17 protein-coding genes are annotated in these 22629 nt (G+C 73.6%); 8 read left to right on the forward strand and 9 right to left on the reverse strand.

Annotated elements, in window-relative coordinates:
• Positions 1-11 precede the first annotated feature (11 nt).
• On the reverse strand, positions 12-1175 hold the full coding sequence (xylA, locus tag EST54_RS27220; protein ID WP_129250370.1) for a xylose isomerase: 1164 nt from the start codon (positions 1173-1175) through the stop codon (positions 12-14).
• Positions 1176-1382: 207 nt separating this feature from the next.
• Here xylA and xylB point away from each other — a divergent pair, with 207 nt between their 5' ends.
• From xylB to EST54_RS27250, 6 genes are all read left to right on the forward strand, one after another.
• Positions 1383-2813, forward strand: a complete 1431-nt coding sequence (xylB, locus tag EST54_RS27225; RefSeq protein ID WP_129250371.1) for a xylulokinase — start codon at positions 1383-1385, stop codon at positions 2811-2813.
• 62 nt (positions 2814-2875) lie between these two features.
• Positions 2876-4150: an ROK family transcriptional regulator gene (locus tag EST54_RS27230; protein WP_129250372.1), complete on the forward strand. Its 1275-nt coding sequence runs from the start codon at positions 2876-2878 to the stop codon at positions 4148-4150.
• A gap of 164 nt (positions 4151-4314) precedes the next feature.
• A complete protein-coding gene (locus EST54_RS27235) occupies positions 4315-5727 on the forward strand; it encodes a family 2B encapsulin nanocompartment shell protein (protein ID WP_129250373.1) in 1413 nt (470 codons plus the stop codon).
• Between the two features lie 120 nt (positions 5728-5847).
• Complete coding sequence (locus EST54_RS27240; protein ID WP_129250374.1) at positions 5848-7263, forward strand: family 2B encapsulin nanocompartment shell protein; 1416 nt, start codon at positions 5848-5850, stop codon at positions 7261-7263.
• Positions 7264-7505: 242 nt separating this feature from the next.
• Positions 7506-8150 carry an N-acetylmuramoyl-L-alanine amidase gene (locus EST54_RS27245; protein ID WP_129250375.1) on the forward strand — a complete coding sequence of 215 codons (645 nt, stop codon included), beginning with the start codon at positions 7506-7508 and terminating at the stop codon, positions 8148-8150.
• 192 nt (positions 8151-8342) lie between these two features.
• On the forward strand, positions 8343-9581 hold the full coding sequence (locus EST54_RS27250; RefSeq protein ID WP_129250383.1) for a phosphodiester glycosidase family protein: 1239 nt from the start codon (positions 8343-8345) through the stop codon (positions 9579-9581).
• A gap of 39 nt (positions 9582-9620) precedes the next feature.
• On the opposite strand, the gene EST54_RS27255 is transcribed toward EST54_RS27250, so the two are convergent.
• Positions 9621-9815: a hypothetical protein gene (locus EST54_RS27255; RefSeq protein ID WP_129250376.1), complete on the reverse strand. Its 195-nt coding sequence runs from the start codon at positions 9813-9815 to the stop codon at positions 9621-9623.
• Positions 9816-10356: 541 nt separating this feature from the next.
• Here EST54_RS27255 and EST54_RS27260 point away from each other — a divergent pair.
• Together EST54_RS27260 and lysX are read left to right on the forward strand one after the other, a co-directional pair.
• Positions 10357-11139, forward strand: a complete 783-nt coding sequence (locus EST54_RS27260; RefSeq protein ID WP_244942628.1) for an Ig-like domain-containing protein — start codon at positions 10357-10359, stop codon at positions 11137-11139.
• A gap of 68 nt (positions 11140-11207) precedes the next feature.
• Positions 11208-14525, forward strand: a complete 3318-nt coding sequence (gene lysX, locus EST54_RS27265) for a bifunctional lysylphosphatidylglycerol synthetase/lysine--tRNA ligase LysX (RefSeq protein WP_129250378.1) — start codon at positions 11208-11210, stop codon at positions 14523-14525.
• 102 nt (positions 14526-14627) lie between these two features.
• Here lysX and EST54_RS27270 read toward each other — a convergent pair whose 3' ends face one another.
• The 7 genes from EST54_RS27270 to EST54_RS27300 form a co-directional block, all read right to left on the reverse strand.
• Entirely contained in the window at positions 14628-15779 is a 1152-nt protein-coding gene (locus EST54_RS27270) for an alkaline phosphatase family protein (RefSeq protein WP_129250379.1), read from the reverse strand.
• A 46-nt stretch (positions 15780-15825) separates the two neighbouring features.
• Positions 15826-16779 carry a galactokinase gene (locus EST54_RS27275; RefSeq protein WP_244942629.1) on the reverse strand — a complete coding sequence of 318 codons (954 nt, stop codon included), beginning with the start codon at positions 16777-16779 and terminating at the stop codon, positions 15826-15828.
• Positions 16776-18629: a class I SAM-dependent methyltransferase gene (locus EST54_RS27280; protein ID WP_239012642.1), complete on the reverse strand. Its 1854-nt coding sequence runs from the start codon at positions 18627-18629 to the stop codon at positions 16776-16778. The genes EST54_RS27275 and EST54_RS27280 overlap by 4 nt, the downstream gene beginning before the upstream one ends.
• A 5-nt stretch (positions 18630-18634) precedes the next feature.
• Positions 18635-19909, reverse strand: a complete 1275-nt coding sequence (locus EST54_RS27285; RefSeq protein ID WP_392567425.1) for a glycosyltransferase — start codon at positions 19907-19909, stop codon at positions 18635-18637.
• Positions 19906-20697, reverse strand: coding sequence for an alpha/beta fold hydrolase (locus EST54_RS27290; RefSeq protein ID WP_129250380.1), 792 nt, complete (start codon positions 20695-20697; stop codon positions 19906-19908). Before EST54_RS27290 ends, EST54_RS27285 begins: the two co-directional genes overlap by 4 nt.
• A gap of 7 nt (positions 20698-20704) precedes the next feature.
• Complete coding sequence (locus EST54_RS27295) at positions 20705-21022, reverse strand: phosphopantetheine-binding protein (protein WP_129250381.1); 318 nt, start codon at positions 21020-21022, stop codon at positions 20705-20707.
• A partial coding sequence (locus EST54_RS27300; protein WP_129250382.1) for a 4'-phosphopantetheinyl transferase superfamily protein occupies positions 21012-22629 on the reverse strand: 1618 nt, incomplete at its 5' end. The genes EST54_RS27295 and EST54_RS27300, both read right to left, overlap by 11 nt.

Consider the following 22629-nt stretch of genomic DNA (forward strand, 5'->3'; position numbering starts at 1 on the left):
CCCCCACCCCCTCAAACCGCCCCCAACAAATGCTCCAACGCCAACTGATCCAGATGCTCGAACGCCATCCCCCGGGTGGCGGCGGCCTCGGCGTCGAAGGACTCGTACGCGGTGGTGTCGGCCAGCAGCCCGGCGAGGCCGTCCTCGGCGGTGGGGCGGCCCAGCTGGTCCAGCCGGGCGGCGTGCAGGGCGTCCTGGACGGCCGGGTCGGTCCGGAAGGCCGCCGCGCGCTCCCTGAGGATCAGGTAGTTGCGCATACAGCCGGCCGCCGAGGCCCAGACGCCGTCGAGGTCCTCGGTGCGCGGCGGTTTGAAGTCGAAGTGCCGCGGCCCGTCGTAGCCGGCCGTCTCCAGCAGGTCGACGAGCCAGAACGCGGACCGCAGATCGCCGGCGCCGAAGCGCAGGTCCTGGTCGTACTTGATGCCGCTCTGGCCGTTGAGGTCGATGTGGAACAGCTTGTCCGCCCAGAGCGCCTGGGCGATGCCGTGCGGGAAGTTGAGCCCGGCCATCTGCTCGTGCCCGACCTCGGGGTTGACGCCGTAGAGCTCCGGGCGCTCCAGCCGTTCGATGAACGCGAGGGCATGGCCGACGGTGGGCAGCAGGATGTCGCCACGCGGCTCGTTGGGCTTGGGCTCGATGGCGAACCGCAGGTCGTAACCCTGCTCGACGACGTACTCGCCGAGCAGGTCGAAGGCCTCCTTCATCCGGTCCAGCGCCGCCCGGACGTCCTTGGCCGCGCCGGACTCCGCGCCCTCCCGTCCGCCCCATGCCACATAGGTGTGTGCGCCCAGTTCGACGGCGAGGTCGATGGCGCGGAGCGTCTTGCGCAGCGCGTAACGACGGATGCCGCGGTCGTTGGCGGTGAACGCGCCGTCCTTGAAGACGGGGTGGGTGAAGAGGTTGGTGGTGGCCATCGGGACGACCAGGCCGGTGGCGTCCAGGGCCTGCCGGAAGCGGGTGACGGCCGCCTGGCGCCCGATGTCCCCGGCGCCGGGCGGGATCAGGTCGTCGTCGTGGAAGGTGACGCCGTACGCGCCGAGGTCGGCGAGGCGGTGGACCGTTTCGACGGGGTCCAGGGCGCGGCGGGTGGCTTCCCCGAAGGGGTCGCGGCCCTGCCAGCCGACGGTCCACAGGCCGAAGCTGAACCTGTCTTCGGGGACGGGCTGATGGCTCATGCCGGGTCCCCGCTCCGCTCGGCCCCGCTGGTGCGCGGCGGGCAGCTCCCCGTCATCGGCCGGCTGTGTTTGCTCATGCGCGACTCCCTCGCTATTTCGTCAACGCGCTTTACAAATTCCGCCGCGGCCAAACTAATATGCGGCAGCACACCGGGGAACCCCCTGGACCGAGACCAAGGAACACGGGCCGCCAAGGGAGAGTGCACGATGGGCGCACAGTCAGCGGGACCGCTCGTCGTCGGGGTGGACAGCTCGACACAGTCCACCAAGGCGCTGGTCGTGGACGCCGACACCGGTGTGGTTCTCGCCCGGGGGCAGGCGCCGCACGCGGTCAGCGGCGGCGAGGGCAAGGAGAGCGACCCCGGGCAGTGGTGGCGGGCGCTGGCCGAGGCGCTGGCGCAGTGCGGTGACGCGGCGCGGCAGGTCTCGGCGCTGTCCGTCGGCGGCCAGCAGCACGGGCTGGTCACGCTGGACGCGGCCGGTGCGCCGGTGCGCCCCGCGCTGCTGTGGAACGACGTCCGGCCGGCGCCCCAGAGCGAGCGGCTGATCGCGGAGCTGGGCGGCGCGCGGGCGTGGGCGGAGCGGGTGGGGAGCGTACCGGGTCCGGCGTTCACGGTGGCCAAGTGGGCCTGGCTGCGGGAGAACGAGCCGGCCGCGGCCGCCGCCACCGCCGCGGTGCGGCTGCCGCACGACTATCTCGTCCAGCGGCTGACCGGTGAGGCCGTCACCGACCGCGGCGACGCCTCCGGCACCGGCTGGTGGGCGTCGAGCACCGAGTCCTACGACACGCAGATCCTGGATCATGTCGGGCTGTCCCCCGGGGCGCTGCCACGGGTGGCGCGCCCGGGCGAAGCGGCCGGGACCGTGCACGCCGAGGATCTACCGCTGCCCCGCGGCGCGTTGGTGGCGGCCGGCACCGGGGACAACATGGCGGCCGCGCTCGGGCTGGGCCTGCGTCCCGGGCAGCCGGTGCTGAGCCTGGGGACGTCGGGGACGGTCTATGCGGTCGCCACCCGCCGGCCCGCCGATCCGACCGGGACCGTGGCGGGGTTCGCCGATGCCCGCGGTGACTGGCTGCCGCTGGCCTGCACCCTGAACTGCACGCTCGCCGTGGACCGGGTGGCGGCGCTGCTGGGCCGCGACCGGGAGGCCGTGGAGGAGGGGGGCGAGGTGGTGATGCTGCCGTTCCTGGACGGCGAGCGGACCCCGAATCTGCCCGGCGCCTCGGGGCTGGTGCACGGGCTGCGCCATGACACCACGCCCGGCCGGCTGCTCCAGGCCGCTTACGACGGAGCGGTGTTCGCACTGCTCCAGGCGCTGGAGGAGGTGCTGGACGCGGACGCGGCGCCCGATGCCCCGCTGTTGCTGATCGGCGGCGGGGCCCGGGGCCGGGCCTGGCGGGAGACGGTGCGCCGGCTGTCCGGCCGCCCGGTGGTGGTGCCCGAGGCGCAGGAGCTGGTGGCGCTCGGCGCGGCGGCGCAGGCGGCCGGGCTGCTGCTGGGCGAGGACCCGGCGGCGGTGGCCCGTCGTTGGGGCACGGCGCGTGGCGCGGAGTACGCGGCGCGGCCGCGGGACCGCGCCGCGTGGGACCGGCTGGCGGCGACGCTCGCCGACGGTGCGGCGCTGCTGCGACGCTGACCGCCCGCTCATCCGTACACCCGGAGGGACGTCCGCTCCCCCGGCACCCCGAGGAGACCTTGGTGACCGCTTCCGGTGGCGACACCCAGCACGGCATACGGCGCCGCAATCTGGCCCGGGTACTGCGGACCGTGGCCGCGCAGGGGCCGCTCTCCCGGCCGGCGGTCGCGGCCCGGATCGGGCTGACCCGGGCCGGGGTGGCTCCGCTCGTCGACGAGCTGCTGCGGGCCGGGCTGCTGGTCGAGACGGGGCGGGCGGCGACCGGCGGCCGGGGCAGACCGGGCGGCGAACTGGCCGTCAGTGACCGCGGCCCGGCCGGGATCGGGGCCGAGATAGGCGTCGATCATCTGGCGGTGTGCGCGGTCGATCTGCGCGGGCGGGTGCGCGCCCGGGTGGCGGCCGGTGCGGCGAACCGGCACAGCGCACCGGGGCCGGTGCTGCGGCGGCTGTCCGCGCTGCTGGCGGAGGTGACGGCGGGCCTCTCGGCCGAGGGGCTGCGGCCGGCCGGGCTGACGGTCGCCGTGCCCGGCCTGGTGGCCCGGGGTTCGACGACCGTGCTGCACGCGCCCAATCTCGGCTGGCGGGCGGCCGATCTGGCACCGGACCTCGCCGGGGCGACGACCCCGGGGCACGAGGCCGTCCTCCCGCTCACCGTCGAGAACGAGGCCAACCTCGGTGCGCTGGCCGAGCTGCGGCTGGGCGGACGCGACGGCCGGCCGGCCCCGCCGCCGGACTTCGTGCATGTGTCGGCCGAGTCCGGTATCGGGGCCGCGATCGTCGTGGACGGCCAACTCCTGCGGGGGGCACGGGGGTTCGCGGGCGAGCTGGGGCACGTGCCGGTGTATCCGGACGGCCCGGTGTGCGACTGCGGCGGCCGGGGGTGTCTGGAGCAGTACGCGGGGGAACGGGCGGTGCTGCGCGCGGGCGGGGTCACGGCGGAGGGGGCGGCGGCCGCGCCCGCGGGGCCGGGTGCCCGTATCGGGCTGCTGGCGCGCCGGGCCGCCGACGGGGACGCCGCCACCGTCCGTGCGCTGCACGAGGCGGGAACGGCGCTCGGTATCGCGCTCGCCGGGGCGGTGAATCTGCTCGACCCGCAGGCGGTGGTCCTCGGGGGTGCGCTGGCCGAGCTGGCGCCCTGGGTCCTGCCGTCCCTGGAACGGGAGTTGGCGCGGCGCACGGCCGTCGCCGCTACGGACGGGCGGGGCGGCGGTCCGCTGGTGACGGTCTCCCGCCTGGGGGCGGACGGACCACTGCTCGGGGCGGCGCACGCCGCACTGCAGGCCGTCCTGGACGATCCCCTCCATTCCCGGACTCCGGCACACTCTCCCCGGAATTGAGCCCGCTAAACCTTTCCAAGGCACGGGAATTCCATGCCACCCCATCGGGCGATTGTGCCGATAAAATCAGCGCGACTACCTTCGGTTCGGCGGGTTGCCGCGGAACTGCCTGAAGTGGGGGTTTCGGGGCGGTCCGCAGCGCACCCTCCGAAGAGACAGGTGGCATGATGACGATTGCCGACGAATCGCTGCACAACAGCGCGGAAGAATCCCAGAATTCCAGTCTGAGTACCACCGCGGCACGGAATTTGGCGACCACCACCAAAACGGCACCGCAGATGCAGGGCATCACGTCCCGCTGGCTGCTGCGGCTGCTGCCCTGGGTGCAGGTGTCCGGCGGTACGTACCGCGTGAACCGCCGGCTGACGTACACGCTCGGCGACGGGCGCATCGATTTCGATATCACCGGCAGCGATGTGGCGATCATCCCGGAGGAGCTGCGCGAGCTGCCCGCGCTGCGGGAGTTCACCGATTCCGAAGCCCTGGCGGCGCTCGGCGAGCGGTTCACCCAGCAGGAATACGCGCCCGGGGAACTGATCGCCGAGGCCGGCGCGCCGGGCGACCGGCTGGTGCTGATCGCGCACGGCCGGGTGGACCGGATCGGCACCGGCAAATACGGCGAGGACACCGTCCTCGAAGCGCTGGCCGGCGGCGACCACCTCGGCGACGAGCCGCTCACCGATCCGGAGGGGACCTGGCGGTTCAGCTATCGCGCGGTGACCCGGGTGACCGTCATGGCGCTGTCCCGGCTGGGCGCGCAGGAGGTCATGGACCGCTCCCCCGGGCTGCGCGAGCATCTGGCGACGGCCCGGCAGGGCGGCGCACAGCCCACCAACGCCAGTGGGGAGTCGGCGGTCTCGGTCGCCTCCGGGCACCACGGCGAGCCGTCCCTTTCCGGCACCTTCGTCGACTACGACCTGACGCCGCGGGAGTACGAACTCAGCGTCGCGCAGACGGTGCTGCGCACCCACAGCCGGGTCGGCGACCTCTACAGCGACCCGATGAACCAGGTCGAGGAGCAGCTGAAGCTGACGGTCCAGGCGCTGCGGGAGCGCCAGGAACACGAGATGATCAACAACCGGGACTTCGGGCTGCTGCACAACGTGGACCTCAAGCAGCGCATCCACACCCGCACCGGTCCGCCCACCCCCGACGACCTCGACGACCTGCTCGCGACGGTCTGGAAGGACCCGGGTTTCCTGCTCGCCCATCCGCAGACGATCGCCGCGATCGGCCGGGAATGCAGTGCCCGCGGTCTGTATCCGACGGCGGTTGATTTCATGGGGCATTCGCTGCCGTCGTGGCGCGGCGTGCCGATCTTTCCGTGCAACAAGATTCCGGTGACGAAGGAGCGGACGAGCTCCATTCTGCTGTTGCGGACCGGCGAGGAAAAGCAGGGCGTGGTCGGCCTGCACCAGACCGGAATCCCCGATGAATATGAACCGAGCCTCTCGGTGCGTTATATGGGCCTCGATGACCGGGCCGTTCTCAAATATCTCGTCAGCGCCTACTATTCGGCGGCCATTCTCGTACCCGATGCGCTGGGCGTGCTCGACGACGTCCAGATCGGCCACTGAACGCTCCGCGGAAGAACCCGGCGCGTCCCGGGAGCGGACCCGTGTCCCCGCCCCGGCGCGCGCACCGTACGCCACGCACCGCACCGCACCGCACCGACCAAGAACAGGTGAGCCTTCTCCATGACCACATCGGTGGATCCGACGTCCGGCCCGCAGCCCTCCGCGCCCGAGCAGAGCCGGTCCAGCCTGGACACCGCGGCCGCCCGCAAGCTGGCGACCACGACCAAGACCGTGCCGCAGATGCAGGGGATCTCCTCCCGCTGGCTGCTGCGGATCCTGCCCTGGACGCAGGTCTCCGGCGGTACGTACCGCGTCAACCGGCGGCTTACCCACACCCTCGGCGACGGGCGGGTGGAGTTCGTCTCGACCGGCTCCGACGTCCGGGTCATTCCGGCGGAGTTGCGCGAGCTGGCCCCGCTGCGCGGCTACACCGACGCGGCGACGCTGGAGGCGCTGGCGGACCGGTTCGTCCAGCGGGAGTTCGCACCGGGCGATGTGCTGGCCCGGCAGGGCGGGCAGGCCGACCGGGTCATCCTGATCGCGCACGGCAAGCTCGACCGCACCGGCCTGGGCAAGTACGGCGACGAGACGGTGCTGGGGGTGCTGGCCGACGGTGACGCCCTCGGTGCGGCGGCGCTGCTGTCGCCGGACGCGGAGTGGGAGCACTCCGTTCGCGCGGTGACCCGGGTGACCGCACTGACGCTGTACCGCAGTGACCTCGAAGAGGTGCTGGGCCGGTCGGAGTCGCTCCGCTCCCACCTGGAGGAGTTCCGCGCGGCGGTGGTACCCGCACAGAACAGGCACGGTGAGTCGGCCATCGAGCTGGCCGCGGGCCATGTCGGCGAGCCGGCCCTGCCGGGCACCTTCGCCGACTACGAACTGGCGCCGCGGGAGTACGAACTCAGCGTGGCGCAGACCGTGTTGAAGGTGCATTCCCGGGTCGCCGATCTCTACAACGACCCGATGAACCAGCTGGACCAGCAGCTGCGGCTGACCGTCGAGGCGCTGCGCGAGCGCCAGGAGCACGAGATGGTCAACAACCTGGAGTTCGGGCTGCTGCACAACGCCGACCTCAAGCAGCGCATCCACACCCGCAGCGGGCCGCCCACCCCCGACGACCTCGACGAGCTGATCTCCCGGCGCCGCAAGACCCAGTTCCTGCTGGCCCACCCGCGCACCATCGCGGCCATCGGGCGGGAGTGGAATGCCCGGGGCATCTACCCCACGACCGCGGAGGTCGAGGGCGCCGCGGTCCGGGCCTGGCGGGGCATTCCGCTGCTGCCCTGCAACAAGATCCCCATCACCCCGGAGGGGACCAGCTCGGTCCTGGCGCTGCGGGTCGGCGAGGAGAACCAGGGCGTGGTCGGGCTGCACCAGACGGGCATCCCGGACGAGTACCGGCCCGGCCTGTCGGTGCGCTTCATGGGCATCAACGACCAGGCCGTCCTCAACTATCTGGTCAGCGCCTACTATTCGGCGGCGGTGCTGGTGCCGGACGCGCTGGGCATCCTGGAGGACGTCGAGATCGGACACTGACCGGCCGGGAGCCGGGGCCGCGGGTGCCGCGCCCACCACCGCCCCCACAGGCCGGGGTGCGGCACCCGAGTGACGTCCGATCAGGTATCTCCTGGACTTCTGACCTGCGCCGTTCTGCCTTTGGTCCAGCCATTGGCAGAACGGCCATTCCCTTGGCAGGGCGAGCCCTGTTGCGCATCATGAACGCACCGGCTGTGCGTGACATGTACGCGACCACCCCTCGGTCCCTGTCAGGAGTTCACATGGAGCCCGACCCCCGTCGCCCGGCCCGCAGACGCCTGCTCACCGGAGCGGCCGCGCTCACCGCGTCCGCCGCACTGGCCCCCTTCGGCACGGCCACCGCCGGTGCCGCCGCCTCCGCGCGCCGGCACACACCGGGCGGCGGCGCCTACCCCCCTCACCAGTGGGTCCCGGCAAGCCCGTCCAACCTCACCACCGCCAAGCGCCCGACGCAGTACCCGGTCGAGATGGTCGTGATCCACGTGACGCAGGAGACCTACGCCCACACCCTCAAGCTCTTCCAGAACCCGGCGCACAAGGCGGCCGCGCACTACGTCGTACGGTCCAGCGACGGCCATCTCGCCCAGTGCGTCCGCGAGCGGGACGTCGCCTGGCACGCCGGGAACTGGGACTACAACACCCGCAGCATCGGCATCGAGCACGAGGGCTGGATCGACGACCCGGCGTGGTTCACCGACCCGCTCTACACCCGGTCCGCCCAGCTCACCGCCGCCATCTGTGACCGCTACGGCATCCCCAAGGACCGCGAGCACATCATCGGCCATGTGGAGGTCCCCGGCACCGACCACACGGACCCCGGTGAGTTCTGGGACTGGGCGCGCTATCTGCAACTGGTGAACGGACTCGCCTGGCGGACCACCATGTGACCCGACGCGCCGGGACGCCGGACGCGCGCCCGCGGCCCCGCGAGGACGTCCCGCGCGGACGGCGCCCGGCGACACGGCGGCCGTTCCACGGGTGTACGGATTCATGACATCTCCGGGCCATAGTGAACATCTTCGGCACCTGGGACAGTTGGCGTGACGTCAGGGGGGCTCGTGAAGCAGCGATTCGTTCGAGTGCGCGCGATGCTGACCGTGCTGGTGGCATGGGGTGCGCTGATCGGCGGCGGGATGGCGGGCGGGGCCCCGGCCACCGCCGCGGACACCGGTCTCCACCGTTTCGGTGCCGCGTCGGTGGCGCCGGGTGTGTCGTACGCCGAATTCCGGATGACGGTGCCCCGCGGCCTCGTGCACGGGCATCTGCTGACGGTCGATCTGACCGAACCGCGGGTGTCGGTGGATCTGCTGTACCCGGGGGCGGTCGGCGCCCGGTCACCGGTGTCCGAACTGGCCGCGGACCGTGGCGCGGTGGCGGCGGTCAACGGCGACTTCTTCAACATCAGCGAGGGCCAGCATCCCGGTGTGAAGGCGACCGGCGCCTCGGTCGGCCCGGCGGTGGCCTCGGGGCGGCAGCTGAAGGGCGCGGTGCCCGACGGGCAGCGCTTCGGGCCGGTCATGCCGCCCGGCGCCACCACGGAGGACGTCATCGGTATCGGCTACGACCACCGGGCCCGGCTGGACCGGCTCAGGCTGCACGGTGCGGTGCTGACCCCCGAAGGGGCGCTGCCACTGCGCGGCCTGAACCAGTACGCACTGCCGGTCGACGGGATCGGTGCCTACACCTCCCGGTGGGGCCCGGCGTCCCGGATGCGCGCCACCTGCGGGACGGACACCGACCGGGCGGCGCCGTGCAGCGCGGACACCACGGAGGTGACGGTCCGCCACGGCCGGGTGGCGGCCCTGCGCGACGCGCCGGGCGCCGGCGGGGTGGCCGTGGGCAGCGTGGTGCTGGTGGGCAGGGAGGAAGGGGCCCGTCAGCTGCGCAAGCTGCACGTCGGTGAGCGGGTGAGCGTCGGCCACCACCTGACGGGCCGGGGGCCGGGCCCGCTGCGGTTCGCGGTGGGCGGCTTCCCGATCGTGCGGAACGGCGCGCCGGTGGACGGCCTGGACTCCGGCGCGGTGGCGGTGCGCACCTCCGCGGGTACCGGCGCCGGCGGCCGGGTGCTCTATCTGCTGGCACTGGACGGAGCACCGGGCCAGACCGGCCTGACGGTGTGTGAACTCGCCGATCTGATGAGGCAGTTGGGCGCGCGGAACGCGGTGGATCTGGACGGCGGCGGGTCCTCCACGCTGGTCACCGGCGACGCCTACGGGGAGACGGTGCGCAACCATCCGTCGGGCGGGGCGGAGCGGCCGGTCCCCAACGCGATCGGGGTCTTCTCCCCGCAACGGATGGGTGGGCGGGTACGGGGGTGAGTCCCGGCGCGTGGCCGCCCCACGGGCGCGGCCGTCACCTCACGGACGCACACTGCTCACCACATCGGCGGCGCCAGCCAGGCCCTGGTGGATGTCGGGGGCGAGGCTGCTGTTCGCCAGATAGAAGCCGAGCAGTGCACACACCAGGGCGTGCGAGAACTTGAGCTTGCCGCTGCGCAGGAAGATCACGGTCAGGACCACCAGCAGCAGCACGACCGAGATGGAAATTGCCACGGGACGCACCCTCCTCGACCGCCGCCCGAACGGGCAGCAATGGGTGGCCAGTTTGGCCTATTTCAGGGTATGTCCGGTTCTTGTACGGGTGCTCCGATCGGGTGATCACTACGGGTCACCGGCCGCGGGTGAGCGACCGACCTCCGGACGCGGCGGACGGCCGGGCGACGCGGCACCCGGGAGCAGGGAGGACGCCCCCTCGCACCCCTCACACCCCTTCACCGCCCCCTCCGCCGACCACCCCGCCACCGGCACCCGCGTCACCCACCGCCACGTACCCCAAGAGGGATAAATGCCCCACAGGACCCCAAATACCCACTGGCGGCGGCGTGTTCGCGCCACCCAGTGCACCCCGCCAGCCAAATGTGGCGCGTATCACATAACTCCCTGCAACGAATCATGTCGCTCGTTCGTCTTAGCGGCCGATCCTGCCCCTCCCCCTCCTCGCAGACGGAAAGCCCGTATGAGCCAGACCCTCTCCCCCCGTCACCGGCCCTCCCGGTCACTGCGGGTATTTCCGTGCGTGCTGCCGGTGATTGCCGTGGGGACCCTCACGGCATGCGGGGGCCTCGCGTCGTCGGCGCCCCAGGGCGAGCCGGTGAAGGTCGCGCTGGGGGCGGCGAGCGGGGAGCGGACCGTACAGGCCGGGGACAAGATCAAGGTGACCGCTCAGGGCGGGGTGCTGACCGAGGTGACGGTCACCGACCCCAGAGGCCACAAGCTGCCCGGCGGGCTCGGAGGCGGCGGAAGGGAGTGGACGGCCCGGACCAAGACCGCGCCGGGCACCAAGTACTCCGTCCTCGCCCGGACCAGGAATCCGCAGGGCGACGTCGGCACGACCAAGGAATCGCTGACCACCGCGAAGCCGAACCGGCTCCGCGAGCTGGCACTCACTGCCGGCTCTCCGGGCGGCGCGGTCGACGCCGACCGGCCCGTGACGGTCACCTTCGGCTTCCCGGTGACCCACCGGGAAGCCGTGGAGCGCCGGCTGCGCGCCCTCACCGGCCGCGGCGCGACCGGATCATGGGTCTGGAGCAAGGACCGCGGCGGCAAGGACCGGGCGGACTGGCTGCCCGCGCGGCACCGGGAGCCGGGCACCGGCGTCACCCTGCGGGCGGAGCTCAACCCGGCGGACTCCGGCGGCATCCCCCATGTCGCCAGCGACTATGACCTGAACTTCACCATCGGCCGGAGTTGCACCGACTCGGCGGCGGGGCGGGTTTGTGGCAAGGTCCAGGTGGGTGACCCCCCTGAGGTCGCCGCCTCCTCCGTACGAGGGAAAGACGACAGGACCACGGGGATCGGAGACTGGCATGCCGGTTGATCCCCACGACGGACGAACAGCGCCCTCGCGCCGAGCAGCTGACCCTTTTCAGAGCCTAATGTGACGGAATGAGCACCGTGCAGGACCAGGATCAACTTACGGGGTGGCGGCGCTTCCGGCGCCGCGTCCCCAATGGCTTCGCCATCATCTTCAGCATGCTGGGGCTCTTCTGCGCCCTGACCGCGCTGATCGGGCCCCTGCGGCGCGGACTCCATCCGGTGATCTACTGGCTGGACACGCTCACCTTCCCGGTGCCGCCGAACCTCGCCTATGCGGTGCTGCTCTTCCTGCTGGCGGCGGCGCTGACCGCCCGTAAACGGGTGGCGCTGTGGTGCCTGGTCGCCTACATGGTGCTGGTCATCCTGGCGGACGCGCTGTTCCTGGCCACGGGCTACTGGGAGTTCGCCTTCTCCCTGGTGCTGTGCGGCGGCGTCCTGGTGCTGCTGCTCGTCTCGCACCGTGAGTTCTATGCGATCACCCGGCGCGGGGCGTTCCTGCGGGCCATCGGTGTGCTGATCGGCGGGCTGGCCGTCGCGGTGCTGATCGGCTGGGGTCTGGTGACGCTGACGCCGGGCACCCTGGAGGCCGGCGGCGGCAACCGGCTGTTGTGGGCCGCCAACCGCGTCTGCGGCGGGCTGGTCGGCGGCCGGCTGGTCGAGGGGCATCCGCCGCACTGGACCAACTTCCTCCTCGGTCTGCTCGGTGCGCTGGCGCTGCTGAACGCCGCGCTCACGCTGTTCCGTTCGCAGCGGATGGAAGCCGCGCTGCACGGCGACGAGGAGGACCGGATCCGGGCGCTGCTGGAGCGCTACGGCAGCCAGGACTCGCTCGGCTACTTCGCCAGCCGCCGCGACAAGGCCGTGGTCTTCTCCCCCAGCGGCAAGGCCGCCGTCACCTACCGCGTCGAGGCCGGTGTCTGTCTGGCCAGCGGTGACCCGGTCGGTGACCGCGAGGCCTGGACCCAGGCCATCGAGGCCTGGCTGGAGGTCGCCGGACGCTACGGCTGGCAGCCGGCCGTCATGGGCGCCAGCGAGAGCGGCGCCAAGGCGTTCGCGCGCTGCGGCCTCGGTGCGCTGCAGCTCGGCGACGAGGCCATCTTGCACGTCAAGGACTTCGACCTCGACGGCCGCGAGATGCGGGTCACCCGCCAGGCCGTCAACCGCGTCGAGCGGACCGGCGCGACCTTCCGCCTGCGGCGCCACTCCGCGCTGACCGACGAGGAGATGCAGGAAGTCATCCACCGGGCGGACGCCTGGCGGGACACCGAGACCGAGCGCGGCTTCTCGATGGCGCTGGACCGGCTGGGCGACCCGGAGGACGGGGACTGTCTGCTGGCCGAGGCGTACGACGGCGACGGCAACATGATCGCGCTGCTGTCCTTCGTGCCGTGGGGCAAGGACGGCATCTCGCTGGACGTCATGCGCCGTGACCGCACCGCGCCCAACGGCGTCATGGAATTCATGGTGGCCCGGCTGTGCGCGCAGGCCGGGGCGATGGGCGTGCGCCGGATCTCGCTGAACTTCGCGGTGTTCCGGTCCGCCTTCGAGGAGGGCGCCCGGATCGGTGCCGGGCCGGTGTTGAAGTTCTGGCGCCGGCTGCTGCTGTTCTTCTCCAAGTGGTGGCAGCTGGAGGCGCTGTACCGCTCCAACGCGAAGTACAACCCGGAGTGGTACCCGCGGTTCCTGTGCTACGCGGACGCCGGCGCGCTGGCCCGGATCGGTCTGGCCTCCGGTATCGCCGAGGGCTTCGTCGCCGTACCGAGCCTGGGCACGCTGTGGGGCAAGGGCCACAAGAAGCGGCTGCTGGCCCCGGCGAGCACCGCGGGCCTGCCGTCGCTGGACGAACTCGGCCTGGTCCAGACGGGCCCGGTCACCGAGGAGGAGCGGCACGAGCAGGAGCTCGCCGCGCTGCCCGAGCAGGTGCGGGTGCGCCACCGGAAGCTGGAGCGGCTGCGGGAGGCCGGCACCGACCCGTATCCGGTGGGCGTGCAGCGGACGCACACCCTGGGTGAGGTCCGCGGCGAGTTCCCCGACCTCAAGGCCGGGGCGCGGACCGGCAAGTCCGTCACCCTTGCCGGCCGGGTGCTGCTCACCCGCGACCACGGCGGGGTGCTCTTCGCGGTGCTGCGGGACTGGTCGGGCGATCTGCAGATCGCGCTGACCCGCGACGGTAGCGGTGCCGCGCTGCTGGACGGCTTCGGCTCGGACATCGACCTCGGTGACCATGTCGAGGTGGAGGGCGAGATCGGCGCCAGCGACCGCGGTGAGCTGACGGTGTTCGTCACCACGTGGCGGCTGACCGCCAAGTGCCTGCGGCCGCTGCCGGACAAGCGGCGCGGACTGTCCGACCCGGAGGCCAAGGTCCGCCAGCGGTATGTGGACCTGGTCGTCTCGACGGACGCGCGGGACAACCTGCGGGCCCGCAGCACCGCCGTCCAGGCGCTGCGCCAGGGGCTGATCGACCGGGGCTACCTGGAGGTCGAGACGCCGATGCTGCAGCAGATCCACGGTGGCGCCAACGCCCGCCCGTTCCAGACCCACATCAACGCCTACGACCTCGATCTGTATCTGCGGATCGCGCCGGAGCTGTATCTCAAGCGGCTGTGTGTGGGCGGGATGGAGAAGGTCTTCGAGATGGGGCGGACCTTCCGCAACGAGGGCATCTCCTACAAGCACAACCCCGAGTTCACGATGCTGGAGGCGTACCAGGCGTTCGCCGACTACGACGTGATGCTCGATCTGACCCGGGAGCTGATCCAGGGCGCGGCCGTCGCCGCGTTCGGCAGCGCCACCGCCCGTAAGGCGGACGAGCACGGCCGGCTGGTCGAGCACGACATCTCGGGGATCTGGCCGGTCAAGACCGTCTACGGCGCGATCTCGGAGGCGCTGGGCGAGGAGGTCGACGCCGACACGAACCCGGAGGTACTGCGCCGTCTGTGCGCGAAGTCGGGCGTGCCGGTCAAGCCGGAGAACGGCCGGGGCGACATCGTGCTGGAGATGTACGAGCGCCTGGTCGAGGAGAAGACCACCCTTCCCACCTTCTACAAGGACTTCCCGACCGATGTGTCCCCGCTGACCCGTCAGCACCGGCGGGACCCGCGGCTCGCCGAGCGCTGGGACCTGGTCGCGTTCGGCACCGAACTGGGCACCGCCTACTCGGAGTTGACCGACCCGGTCGAGCAGCGCCGGCGGCTCACCGCCCAGTCGCTGCTGGCGGCCGGCGGTGACCCGGAGGCCATGGAGCTGGACGAGGACTTCCTCCAGGCACTGGAGTACGCGATGCCGCCGACCGGTGGTCTGGGCATCGGCGTGGACCGGCTGGTCATGTTCCTCACCGGTCTGTCGATCCGCGAGACGCTGCCGTTCCCGCTGGTGCGGCGCCGCTGAGCGCACCCGGCCTGCCGGCACCCGGCCCGGGCCCGCCACCGAACGGTGGCGGGCCCGGGCTTTTTTGCGCCGGTGGGTGCCGGTGTCGTCTCGTGCCGTCGGTCAGAACCAGTTGACGGTGAGCGGGAAGGAAGCGGCGGCGGTGGCGCCGGCGGCGTCGGTGACGGTCGCCGTGACCGGGAAGGTGCCGGTCTGCCAGGGTCTGCCGCCGATCCGGCCGCCGCTCGCGTCGGCGGACAGGCCGAACGGCAGACCGGTGACGCGGTAGGTGAGCGGGGTCGTGCCGCCGGTGGCGGTGAGCTTGACGCTGCACTCCTGGGCGAAGCGGCAGGTCTGCGGGCCGGGGGTGGCGAGTTCGAGGCCGCCGCCGGGCGGTTCGGTGCCGCCGGTGTCGAAGACCCCGGTGACGGGGGCGGCGGTGGCCGCGTTGCCCGCGTGCCCGGTGCCGTACATGTCCTCGAAGGTCCGCAGCAGGCTGTAGTGGTTGTAGTCGCCGCTGAGGCTGCCCCGTTTGACGTGGGCGCCGTGGAAGATGGTCGCGATCCGGTTGGAGCCGAAGTAGTTGTCCTCGTCCCAGGTCACCATCAGCAGGCTGTTGTGGTCCTCGGCCCACCGGGCGTAGTCGGCGAGGTTGTTCTTCAGCCAGGTGTCACCGCTGCCGACGGCGCAGTCGTGCATGTCGTTGCACTTGTCCGGGATGACGAACGACAGGGTCGGCAGCTTGCCGAAGTCGTCCCGGGGGAACTGCGCGAAGGTCCGGCCGGTGTCCAGCGGCACGTTCCGGAAGGCGAACCAGGGGTTGTGCCTTTGCGCATACCGGCCGTCGGAGCAGGTCGTGGAGCCCTGGGCGGGCAGGCCCTCGTTGTAGCTCGCGAAGGTCTTGCCGGCCGCGATCAGCTCCTGGGCGAGGTTGGGCGCGGTCATCGACTGGGCGTCATAGCAGCCGTCGCCGGTGATGCCCTGGGTGGCGCCGGAGAAGAGGTTGAAGTAGTTCGGCTGGCTGGGGTGGGTCAGCGCCTTCATTCCGGTGAGGTCGGCGCCGCTCTGGGCGAGTTCGTTGAGGTAGGGCGCGTCGCGGTTGCCGATGATCTCGCCGTACTGCTTGTTCTCGAAGACGACGACCACGACGTGGTCGTAGGACGGCAGCGCGGCCCGGCCGCCCTGGGCGTCCGCCGTGGTGGCGACGGCGATCAGGCCGAGCGCACCGAGCGCCGCCGCGATCGCCCGGCGTCTGAGGTTCACTGTTCGTCTCATCAGGTCTCATTCCTCTGAGGGGGGAGGCCGGCAGGTGTGGGGGGTGTCAGTCCTCGCGGCGGGCGGCGGCCGTGACGGCGATCCGCAGCAGGCGCGGTACGGGAAGGTCGCAGCGGCGGAAGGCGCCGATGACGGCGGTGCGGACGGCCGCGCGCCGGTCCGGGGGCATCAGCAGCAGGACGCTGCGCCCCGGGCGGGTGCCCGGCCAGCAGGCGGACCGGGCGCCGGCCCGCAGGGCTTCGCGGATCGCGGTGGCCAGGCCGGTGGCCACGGCCGCGGCGCCGGGGTCCTCCGTACCGCCGCCGGTGGCGGTACGGGCCGTCAGGAGCAGCAGGCAGGGAGCGGGGCCGCCGTCCGGGGAGCGCAGCGGCCGGCGGGCGCTGCCGTCGGCCGCCAGGAGCTGGCCGGTCCGGCCGAAGAGCACCGCGCGGCGCAGCCCGTGGTCGCCGGGTACGGCGGCGCCGAGGAGTTCGGCCAGCTGCGCGCGGGACAGCGGGCGGGCACCCCGTGCGACGTGGGCGTCCGCGAGGGCCAGCGCGACCGCGCACTCCAGCGGTTCGGCGACGGGCAGCCCCACGGCATCGGGCAGGGTGGCGTTCACGTGCAGATCGGCGCCGCCCCGGCCGAAGCCGGCGGCGGCGAGCGCCCGCAGCACGGCGTAGGGGCGGGCCGCCCAGCCGGGGGCGCGGGCGGCCGGGCCGGTCAGGGGGAGCTCGGCGGACTCGGCCGGGTGGTTGAGCGAGCCGCAGCGGAGCAGGCCGTCGGCGCGCGGGGAGACGGCCGCGGCGACATACCAGTTGGCCGCCGCCACCCAGTCGGTCCGCGGAGTCGCCGCGGTGAGCGGCGTGCCGGGCTCGACGGCGGAGGCGGCGAGCCGGAAGGCGTACGGGGCGCGCCACACCGCGCCGGGCGGCCGCCGGTACGTGGTCGCGAAGCCGTGCGCGAGCAGCCTCAGCAGCGGGTCCGCCGTCGCGCGCCGGGCCAGGTCCACCGCACTCACCCCAGCGCTTTGCGGGCCAGCAGCCGGTAGGCGTTGCCGCCGTCGGTGGCCCGGGCCGCCACGGTGCCCAGGGCGTCCAGGGCGAAGGCGGCGGCGTAGCAGGGAACCGCCATGGCCTGCACGGCACGTCGCGCGGCGCGGCGGCCCGGGGTGTCGAGGACGGTGGCCCAGGGGGCGCCCGGGTCGGGGGCGAGCCGGTTGGCGAGGAGGGCGACGGCCGCGAGGAAGTCGCCGTTGCCCTGGTGCGCCGCACCGTGCTGCTCGGCGAGGAGGGTGAAGCCCCGGGCGGCCAGGGCCTGTTTGAGGTTGCCGACCGGCATCAGGTGCTGGTGCTGGGGCTGGAACCAGGGCAGCCAGTAGGGGCCGAGCAGCCGGCCGGCCGGGGACTCGGGGTCGGGGAGCTCGATCAGCAGATGGCCGCCGGGGGCCAGGACCTTGACGGCCGCGTCGAGTTCGGCGAAGGGGTCCCGGGTGTGTTCGAGGTAGTGGTGCATGCTCACCGTGTCGTAGCGGCCGGCGAGCCGGTCGGCCAGGTCGGGGAACTGGCCCTGGTAGCCGGTGGTGATCCAGCCCCGGCGGGCGGCCTCGTGGACCCCCTCGCCCATGTCCAGGCCGTCGAACCGGGTGTCGGGCCATACGGTGCGCGCCGCGTTGCAGAAGTGCCCCGCGGCGGTGCCGACGTCGAGCCAGGCCCGGGGGGTGGTGAAGGGCCGCAGCAGTGCGGCACGTTCGCGGTAGGTACCGCTCATCCGGCCCAGGACCAGGGCGGCGCCCTCGCCGCCGAGGCCCTCGTAGAAGTCGCGGTAGTAGAAGTCCAGTCCGTCCGGGGTGAGGCGGGGGTTCTGGAAGATGTGGCCGCAGCGGCGGCACTCCTCCAGGGTGAAGCGGCCGGGCTTGCCCTGGAGCAGGTCGGGCATCCGGACCCGCACGGTGAGGTCGGGCGCCGCGCACCAGGGGCAGTCGGTGCGGCGGGGTTCGAGGAACCGCTCGGTGCCGGCGGCGAGTTCGCTGAGGTAGGCGGCCCGGCGCGCCGCGGTGCCGGCCGGTTCGGGCGGATCGGCGGGGGGCGTCCGCAGGGTCCGCAGCGCGGTGGTCAGGGAGCGCAGCGGACGCAGTGCGGTGGCGCGGGCCAGGCCGGCGGGGCGCGGGCCGCGGGCCGGGGCCAGCACGGCGGCGGGCTGCAGCCAGTACAGGGCGGCCGCGGGCAGGCCCCAACGCGGCGCCGAGACACAGCACTTCACCAGCAGGGCGAGCCCGGCGAGCCGGGCGGTGGACAGCAGGCCCGGCGGCAGACCGCGGGCGCGCAGCTCCTCGGCGTGCCACCGTGCGTCGTGGGGCGGCGCCGTCACGCCGGGTGCGAGGGCCCAGCCGGTGGCGTCGGGGGCGTACTCCTTGAGGGTGCGCACGAGGCGGAGCAGGTCGGCCGGCGAGCGCGGCGGCTCCGCGTCGTCGAGCCCGGCCCGTTCGAGGACCTCTTCTGCCACCAGCAGCGCATGGCCCGCGCCGTGGCCCGGAGCGCAGCGGTCGGTGCGGTGGGCCGCGGGGTCCAGCAGCCGGAGCAGCCCGAGGGTGCTCTCGGCGTCCAGCTGTGCCGGGACGAGGTCCAGGACCTGGAGTCCTTCGCGTACGGCGTGGGCGACCGCGGCGCGCAGGGTGGTCTGGTCGGCCGTGACACCGGGCGCGGTGATCAACTGCCAGCCCAGCAGCGGCGCGGGGTCGTGCGGTGCGAGGTCGAGCACCGGCAGCGCGGCGAGCCGGCGGCGGGCGCGTACGGTGCCCGCGCCCAGGGCCGTGACGGCGGCGGCCGCCACCCATCGCGTGCGTCGTCCCGAACGGTGCGCTCGCGTCATCTGGCTCACGGTCCCTTCTCGGTCACGGTCGGGGCGGCGCCCGGGACGGGCAGGTGCGGGCGCGGCCCGTGCGGCAGTTTCTCCAGGCGGTCGGCCGCGGCGGTGGCGCCGCCCGCCTCGGCGAAGGACGCCTGGATGCGGCGGGCCGCGCGGCGGTGGGCCGGGTCGTCCAGGACGGCGGACAGCGCCCGGTGCAGTTCGTCCGCGCGGGCCCGGCCGAAGCGCACCCGTACGCCCGCGCCGGCCTCGGTCACCTGGCGGGCGACGATCGGCTGGTCGTCGCGGACCGGCGCCACGACCAGCGGCAGCCCGTGGGCAAGCGCCTCGCACACGGTGTTGTGGCCGCCGTGGCACAGCACCGCGTCCAGGTGCGGCAGCAGCTTCAGCTGGGGGACGTACTCCTGGTGCACCACGTGGTGCGGGAGGGTCCCGACGAGGTCGCCGGGGGCGGCGAGGATCAGCTGGGCCCGGTCGGCGAGGGCGTCCGCGGCGCGCAGGACGGCGGGGTAGAAACGGGCGCCCGCCTCGCGGTTGAGGGTGCCCAGGGAGACCAGGACCCGGGGCCGGGCGGGATCCAGCCGGCGCCAGGGGAAGTCGCCGGCCCGCGGACGGGCACCGAAGGCGGGCCCCACGAAGGCGTAGTGCGGCGGATATCCGCTCGGGCCCGGAGCGCCCGGGCCGGCGGCCGGCCCGACCGGGTCCGGCCCGCCGGGGCCGATGAGTGCGGGGGTGGAGAAGACCAGGACGAGGTGGGGGGAGAAGCGCGGGTCCCACCCGGCGGGTGCGCCGCAGTCGGCGAGCAGCGCCGCGATGCTCTGCGCCACCCACTCCCCCACCTTCGGCACGCCGGCGAACGGCCGGGTGAACTCCGCCGAGGTGGTCGCCGAGGTCACCCAGGGCAGCCCGTGCCGGCGCGCCACCAGGGCCCCGGCGAGGGCCTGTTGATCGGCCACCAGCACATCGGGCCGGAAGGCGGCGACGGCGCTGTGCACCCCGGGCAGCATCGCGCGGGCGAGCGGGATGAGGACGTCCGCCCACAGGAACCGCAGCGCCGCCACGCCCCGCAGATCGCGCCAGCGTGCGTGCAGGACGTCATGCCCCTCGGCCGCGCTCCGGTCCCCCGCCGCGTACAGCAGCGCACCCGCGGGGAGCAGGGGCTCCAGGGCGGCGGCGGGGCCGGCCCAGGCGACCTGGTGGCCGCGGGCGGTGAGTTCGGCGGCGACGGCGACGGTGGGATTGACGTGCCCGGCCAGCGGCGGCACCACGAAGAGCACTCTCATCCGGCCACCGCCCCGGCCCGGGCGCCGAGCCGGGTCAGCACCGCGGCGCACAGCCCGTCGGTGGCCTCGTTGAGCACGGTGTGCCCCACGCCGGGCAGCACACACAGCTCGCAGTCCGCGGCGCTGCGCGCCAGCTCCCGTGCGCCGGGCAGGAGTTCGGAGTGCGCGCCGTAGACCGCGAGGACCGGGCAGCGCAGCCGGGCGAAGTCGCGGGCGGTGAAGGGGGGCGCCGAGGCGATGTCCTCGATCAGGCTGGTGTGGTTGAGCAGGGCGTCGGCCCCGGCCGCCAGGCGAGCCTCCTTGCGCCGCCCGAGCGCGGCGAGCTGTGCGGGCAGCCCGCTGTGTTCGAGGCCGAGGGCCGCGACGGAGAGGGTGTCGGTCATGTCCTCGACCCAGTCGCCGGTCAGCTGGGCGTCGATCAGCACCAGCGAGGCGACCAGGTCGGGCCGGCGGAGCGCGGTGTGCAGGGCCAGGACACCGCCGTAGCTGTTGCCGACCAGATGGACCGGGCGGCGGTCGAGCCCGAGGGCGGCGAGCAGGGCGGTGAGGTCGGCCACCGCGGTGTCCCGGTCGTAGCCGGCGGGAGGCCGCTCGCTGCGGCCGTGTCCGCGCTGGTCGTAGAGGAGCACCGGGTGGCCGGCGCGGGAGACGGGCCCGGCGAGGGTGCAGTAGAAGCTCGACAGGTTGTCCATCACCAGCCCGTGGAGGAAGACCACGGTGGGGCCGTCGCCGCGGCCCGGCAGCCGCTGGGTGTGCAGGCGCAGCCCGCCTGCGGAGGTGTGGGCCATGGCGCGCTCAGCTCGCGCAGGCCCGGCCGGCGGTGGTGACCCGGTCGACGTACACGGCGAGTTCACCCACCGACATGGCCAGAATCTGGTCGATGTCCTTCTCGGCGAGGAAGCCGAGGAAGTCCACCGACGGGCCGTAGCGCTCCTGGAGCAGCTCGGCCAGGGCGACGAACTCGATGCTCTCCAGGGCGAGATCGTCGTTGAAGGTGGTGGCCGGGCCGATCTCCCCGACGACGAGGAGTTCGTCGCCGACGACGCTCACCAGCATGTCGGTGATCTCGTCCACGATCGTCCGGGTGCGCTCGGTGCGGGGCTCAGCTGCCATGGATGGCCTCCGGGAGTGTGGGGGTGTCGGTGCCCGTACGGTCCCCGGGCGGCGGCCCGGTCCAGGCGACGACGTGGCGTGCGGACGGGTCGTGGACGGAGTCGAGGTGGACGAGGTGGCGGCCGCCGTCCGGGGCGGCCACCCACAGGGCACCGCCCGGTGCGGGGGACACGGCCCACGCCTGCGGGCGGCCGCCGAGACCGCTGCCGGCCGCCTTCGCCGCGGCCTCCTTCGCGCACCACAGCGCGGTGAGCCAGTGGGCGCGGCCGCTGCCGCCGGCGGCGTCGCGGGCGTGGAGGCCGTCCGCCAGGCGGCGTTCGGCCGGGGTGAGGGCGATCCGTTCGAGGGCGCCCGGATCGTCGGTGACGGTCTCGATGTCGATCCCGACGGGGCCCGACCGGTGGGCGAGGGCGACGGCCCACCGGTCCTTGTGGGCGAGCGAGACATGGATGCCGCGGGCGAGCGGGCCGTCGGGGCGGGGGCGGCCGTGGCCGTCGTTGACGACGGCCACCTCCGCCGGGAAGACCGGCCCGGCCCCCTCGTCCCACAACAGTTCACGGACCGCGTCCTTGGCCGCGATCCGGCCCAGCAGCCATGCCGTGCGGGTGTGCGGGGCGCACCGTTCGTAGCGTGCGCGTTCGGTCGCGCCCAGATAGCGGCGCATGACCAGTTCCTGCGAGGCCGGGTCCGACCAGCGGCGGCGGGCCAGACACCAGCCGCCCGGCCGGGGTTCGCCGATGCCGCACACCTCCGGGGTGAACTTCATCGGCCACACCCGCTCGTCGGCACCGAAGCGCCGGTACGTCCACCCCTCCAGCCGCGCCCATACGGCGCCGTCGGCGCGGCACAGCTCCACGTCGCCGCGCACCGTGCCGGGCCGTACCGCACGGATCCGGGCGGTGGCCGCCAGCAGCGCACCCTCGCGGGGCGGGGGCCCGTAGAGCCGTACCCGGTCCAGGGTCGCGGGGAAGACCAGCCGGTCGCCGGAGAGCTTCAGCTGCATCCAGTGGCCGAGGAGTTGGCCCGCGGCGTCCAGGAGGGCGCCGGGCGCGGGCAGGGCGCGCAGGGTGCCGCGGATGCCGTCGGCGGCGAGCGTGCCGACCTCGTGGACGCCGGCGAACGCCGGGCCGTGGAACATCCACCGGTCCCGGTAGAGCGCCGCGGCGCTCACCGGCGCCGGCCCGCCGGAGGTCAGGGGCGAGAGGTCGGGGGGCGGTGGCGCCGGGTGGTGCGACGCGAGGTGCACGGTGACGGAGGCGTAGTCGCCGAGGCCGACCCGTATCCGGCCGTCCCCGGCGGGGGTGGCGGTGACGGTCAGGTCGACGGGCGGGGCGACGGGCAGCCAGCGCAGGGCCCGTACGTCGGAGTAGCCGGTGACGGCCTGCCGCGGGGACACCTGCCGGGCCTCCTCCGCGGCCAGTTCGAGCAGGGTGGTCATCGGGACGACGGGAAACCGGTCGGCGGGCTCGGGCCAGTCGTCGGGCTGGAGGTAGACGCAGTGGTCCCGGACATACGGGACGGTGTCGAGGGAGAGGCGGCGGACGGTGCGGCGGGGGACGGGAGATGGGGTGGAGCGGGCAGTCGCGGACGGTGCGACGGCGGGGGTG

The organism is Streptomyces sioyaensis (assembly GCF_004122735.1).
GTDB lineage: Bacteria > Actinomycetota > Actinomycetes > Streptomycetales > Streptomycetaceae > Streptomyces > Streptomyces sioyaensis.

Bases quoted from the DNA above. Each gene is read 5' to 3' on its own strand.
- xylA (WP_129250370.1), bottom strand. From the start codon at position 1,175: ATGAGCCATCAGCCCGTCCCCGAAGACAGGTTCAGCTTCGGCCTGTGG.
- xylB (WP_129250371.1), top strand. From the start codon at position 1,383: ATGGGCGCACAGTCAGCGGGACCGCTCGTCGTCGGGGTGGACAGCTCG.
- EST54_RS27235 (WP_129250373.1), top strand. From the start codon at position 4,315: ATGATGACGATTGCCGACGAATCGCTGCACAACAGCGCGGAAGAATCC.
- EST54_RS27240 (WP_129250374.1), top strand. From the start codon at position 5,848: ATGACCACATCGGTGGATCCGACGTCCGGCCCGCAGCCCTCCGCGCCC.
- EST54_RS27245 (WP_129250375.1), top strand. From the start codon at position 7,506: ATGGAGCCCGACCCCCGTCGCCCGGCCCGCAGACGCCTGCTCACCGGA.
- lysX (WP_129250378.1), top strand. From the start codon at position 11,208: ATGAGCACCGTGCAGGACCAGGATCAACTTACGGGGTGGCGGCGCTTC.
- EST54_RS27270 (WP_129250379.1), bottom strand. From the start codon at position 15,779: ATGAGACGAACAGTGAACCTCAGACGCCGGGCGATCGCGGCGGCGCTC.
- EST54_RS27280 (WP_239012642.1), bottom strand. From the start codon at position 18,629: ATGACGCGAGCGCACCGTTCGGGACGACGCACGCGATGGGTGGCGGCC.
- EST54_RS27285 (WP_392567425.1), bottom strand. From the start codon at position 19,909: ATGAGAGTGCTCTTCGTGGTGCCGCCGCTGGCCGGGCACGTCAATCCC.
- EST54_RS27290 (WP_129250380.1), bottom strand. From the start codon at position 20,697: ATGGCCCACACCTCCGCAGGCGGGCTGCGCCTGCACACCCAGCGGCTG.
- EST54_RS27295 (WP_129250381.1), bottom strand. From the start codon at position 21,022: ATGGCAGCTGAGCCCCGCACCGAGCGCACCCGGACGATCGTGGACGAG.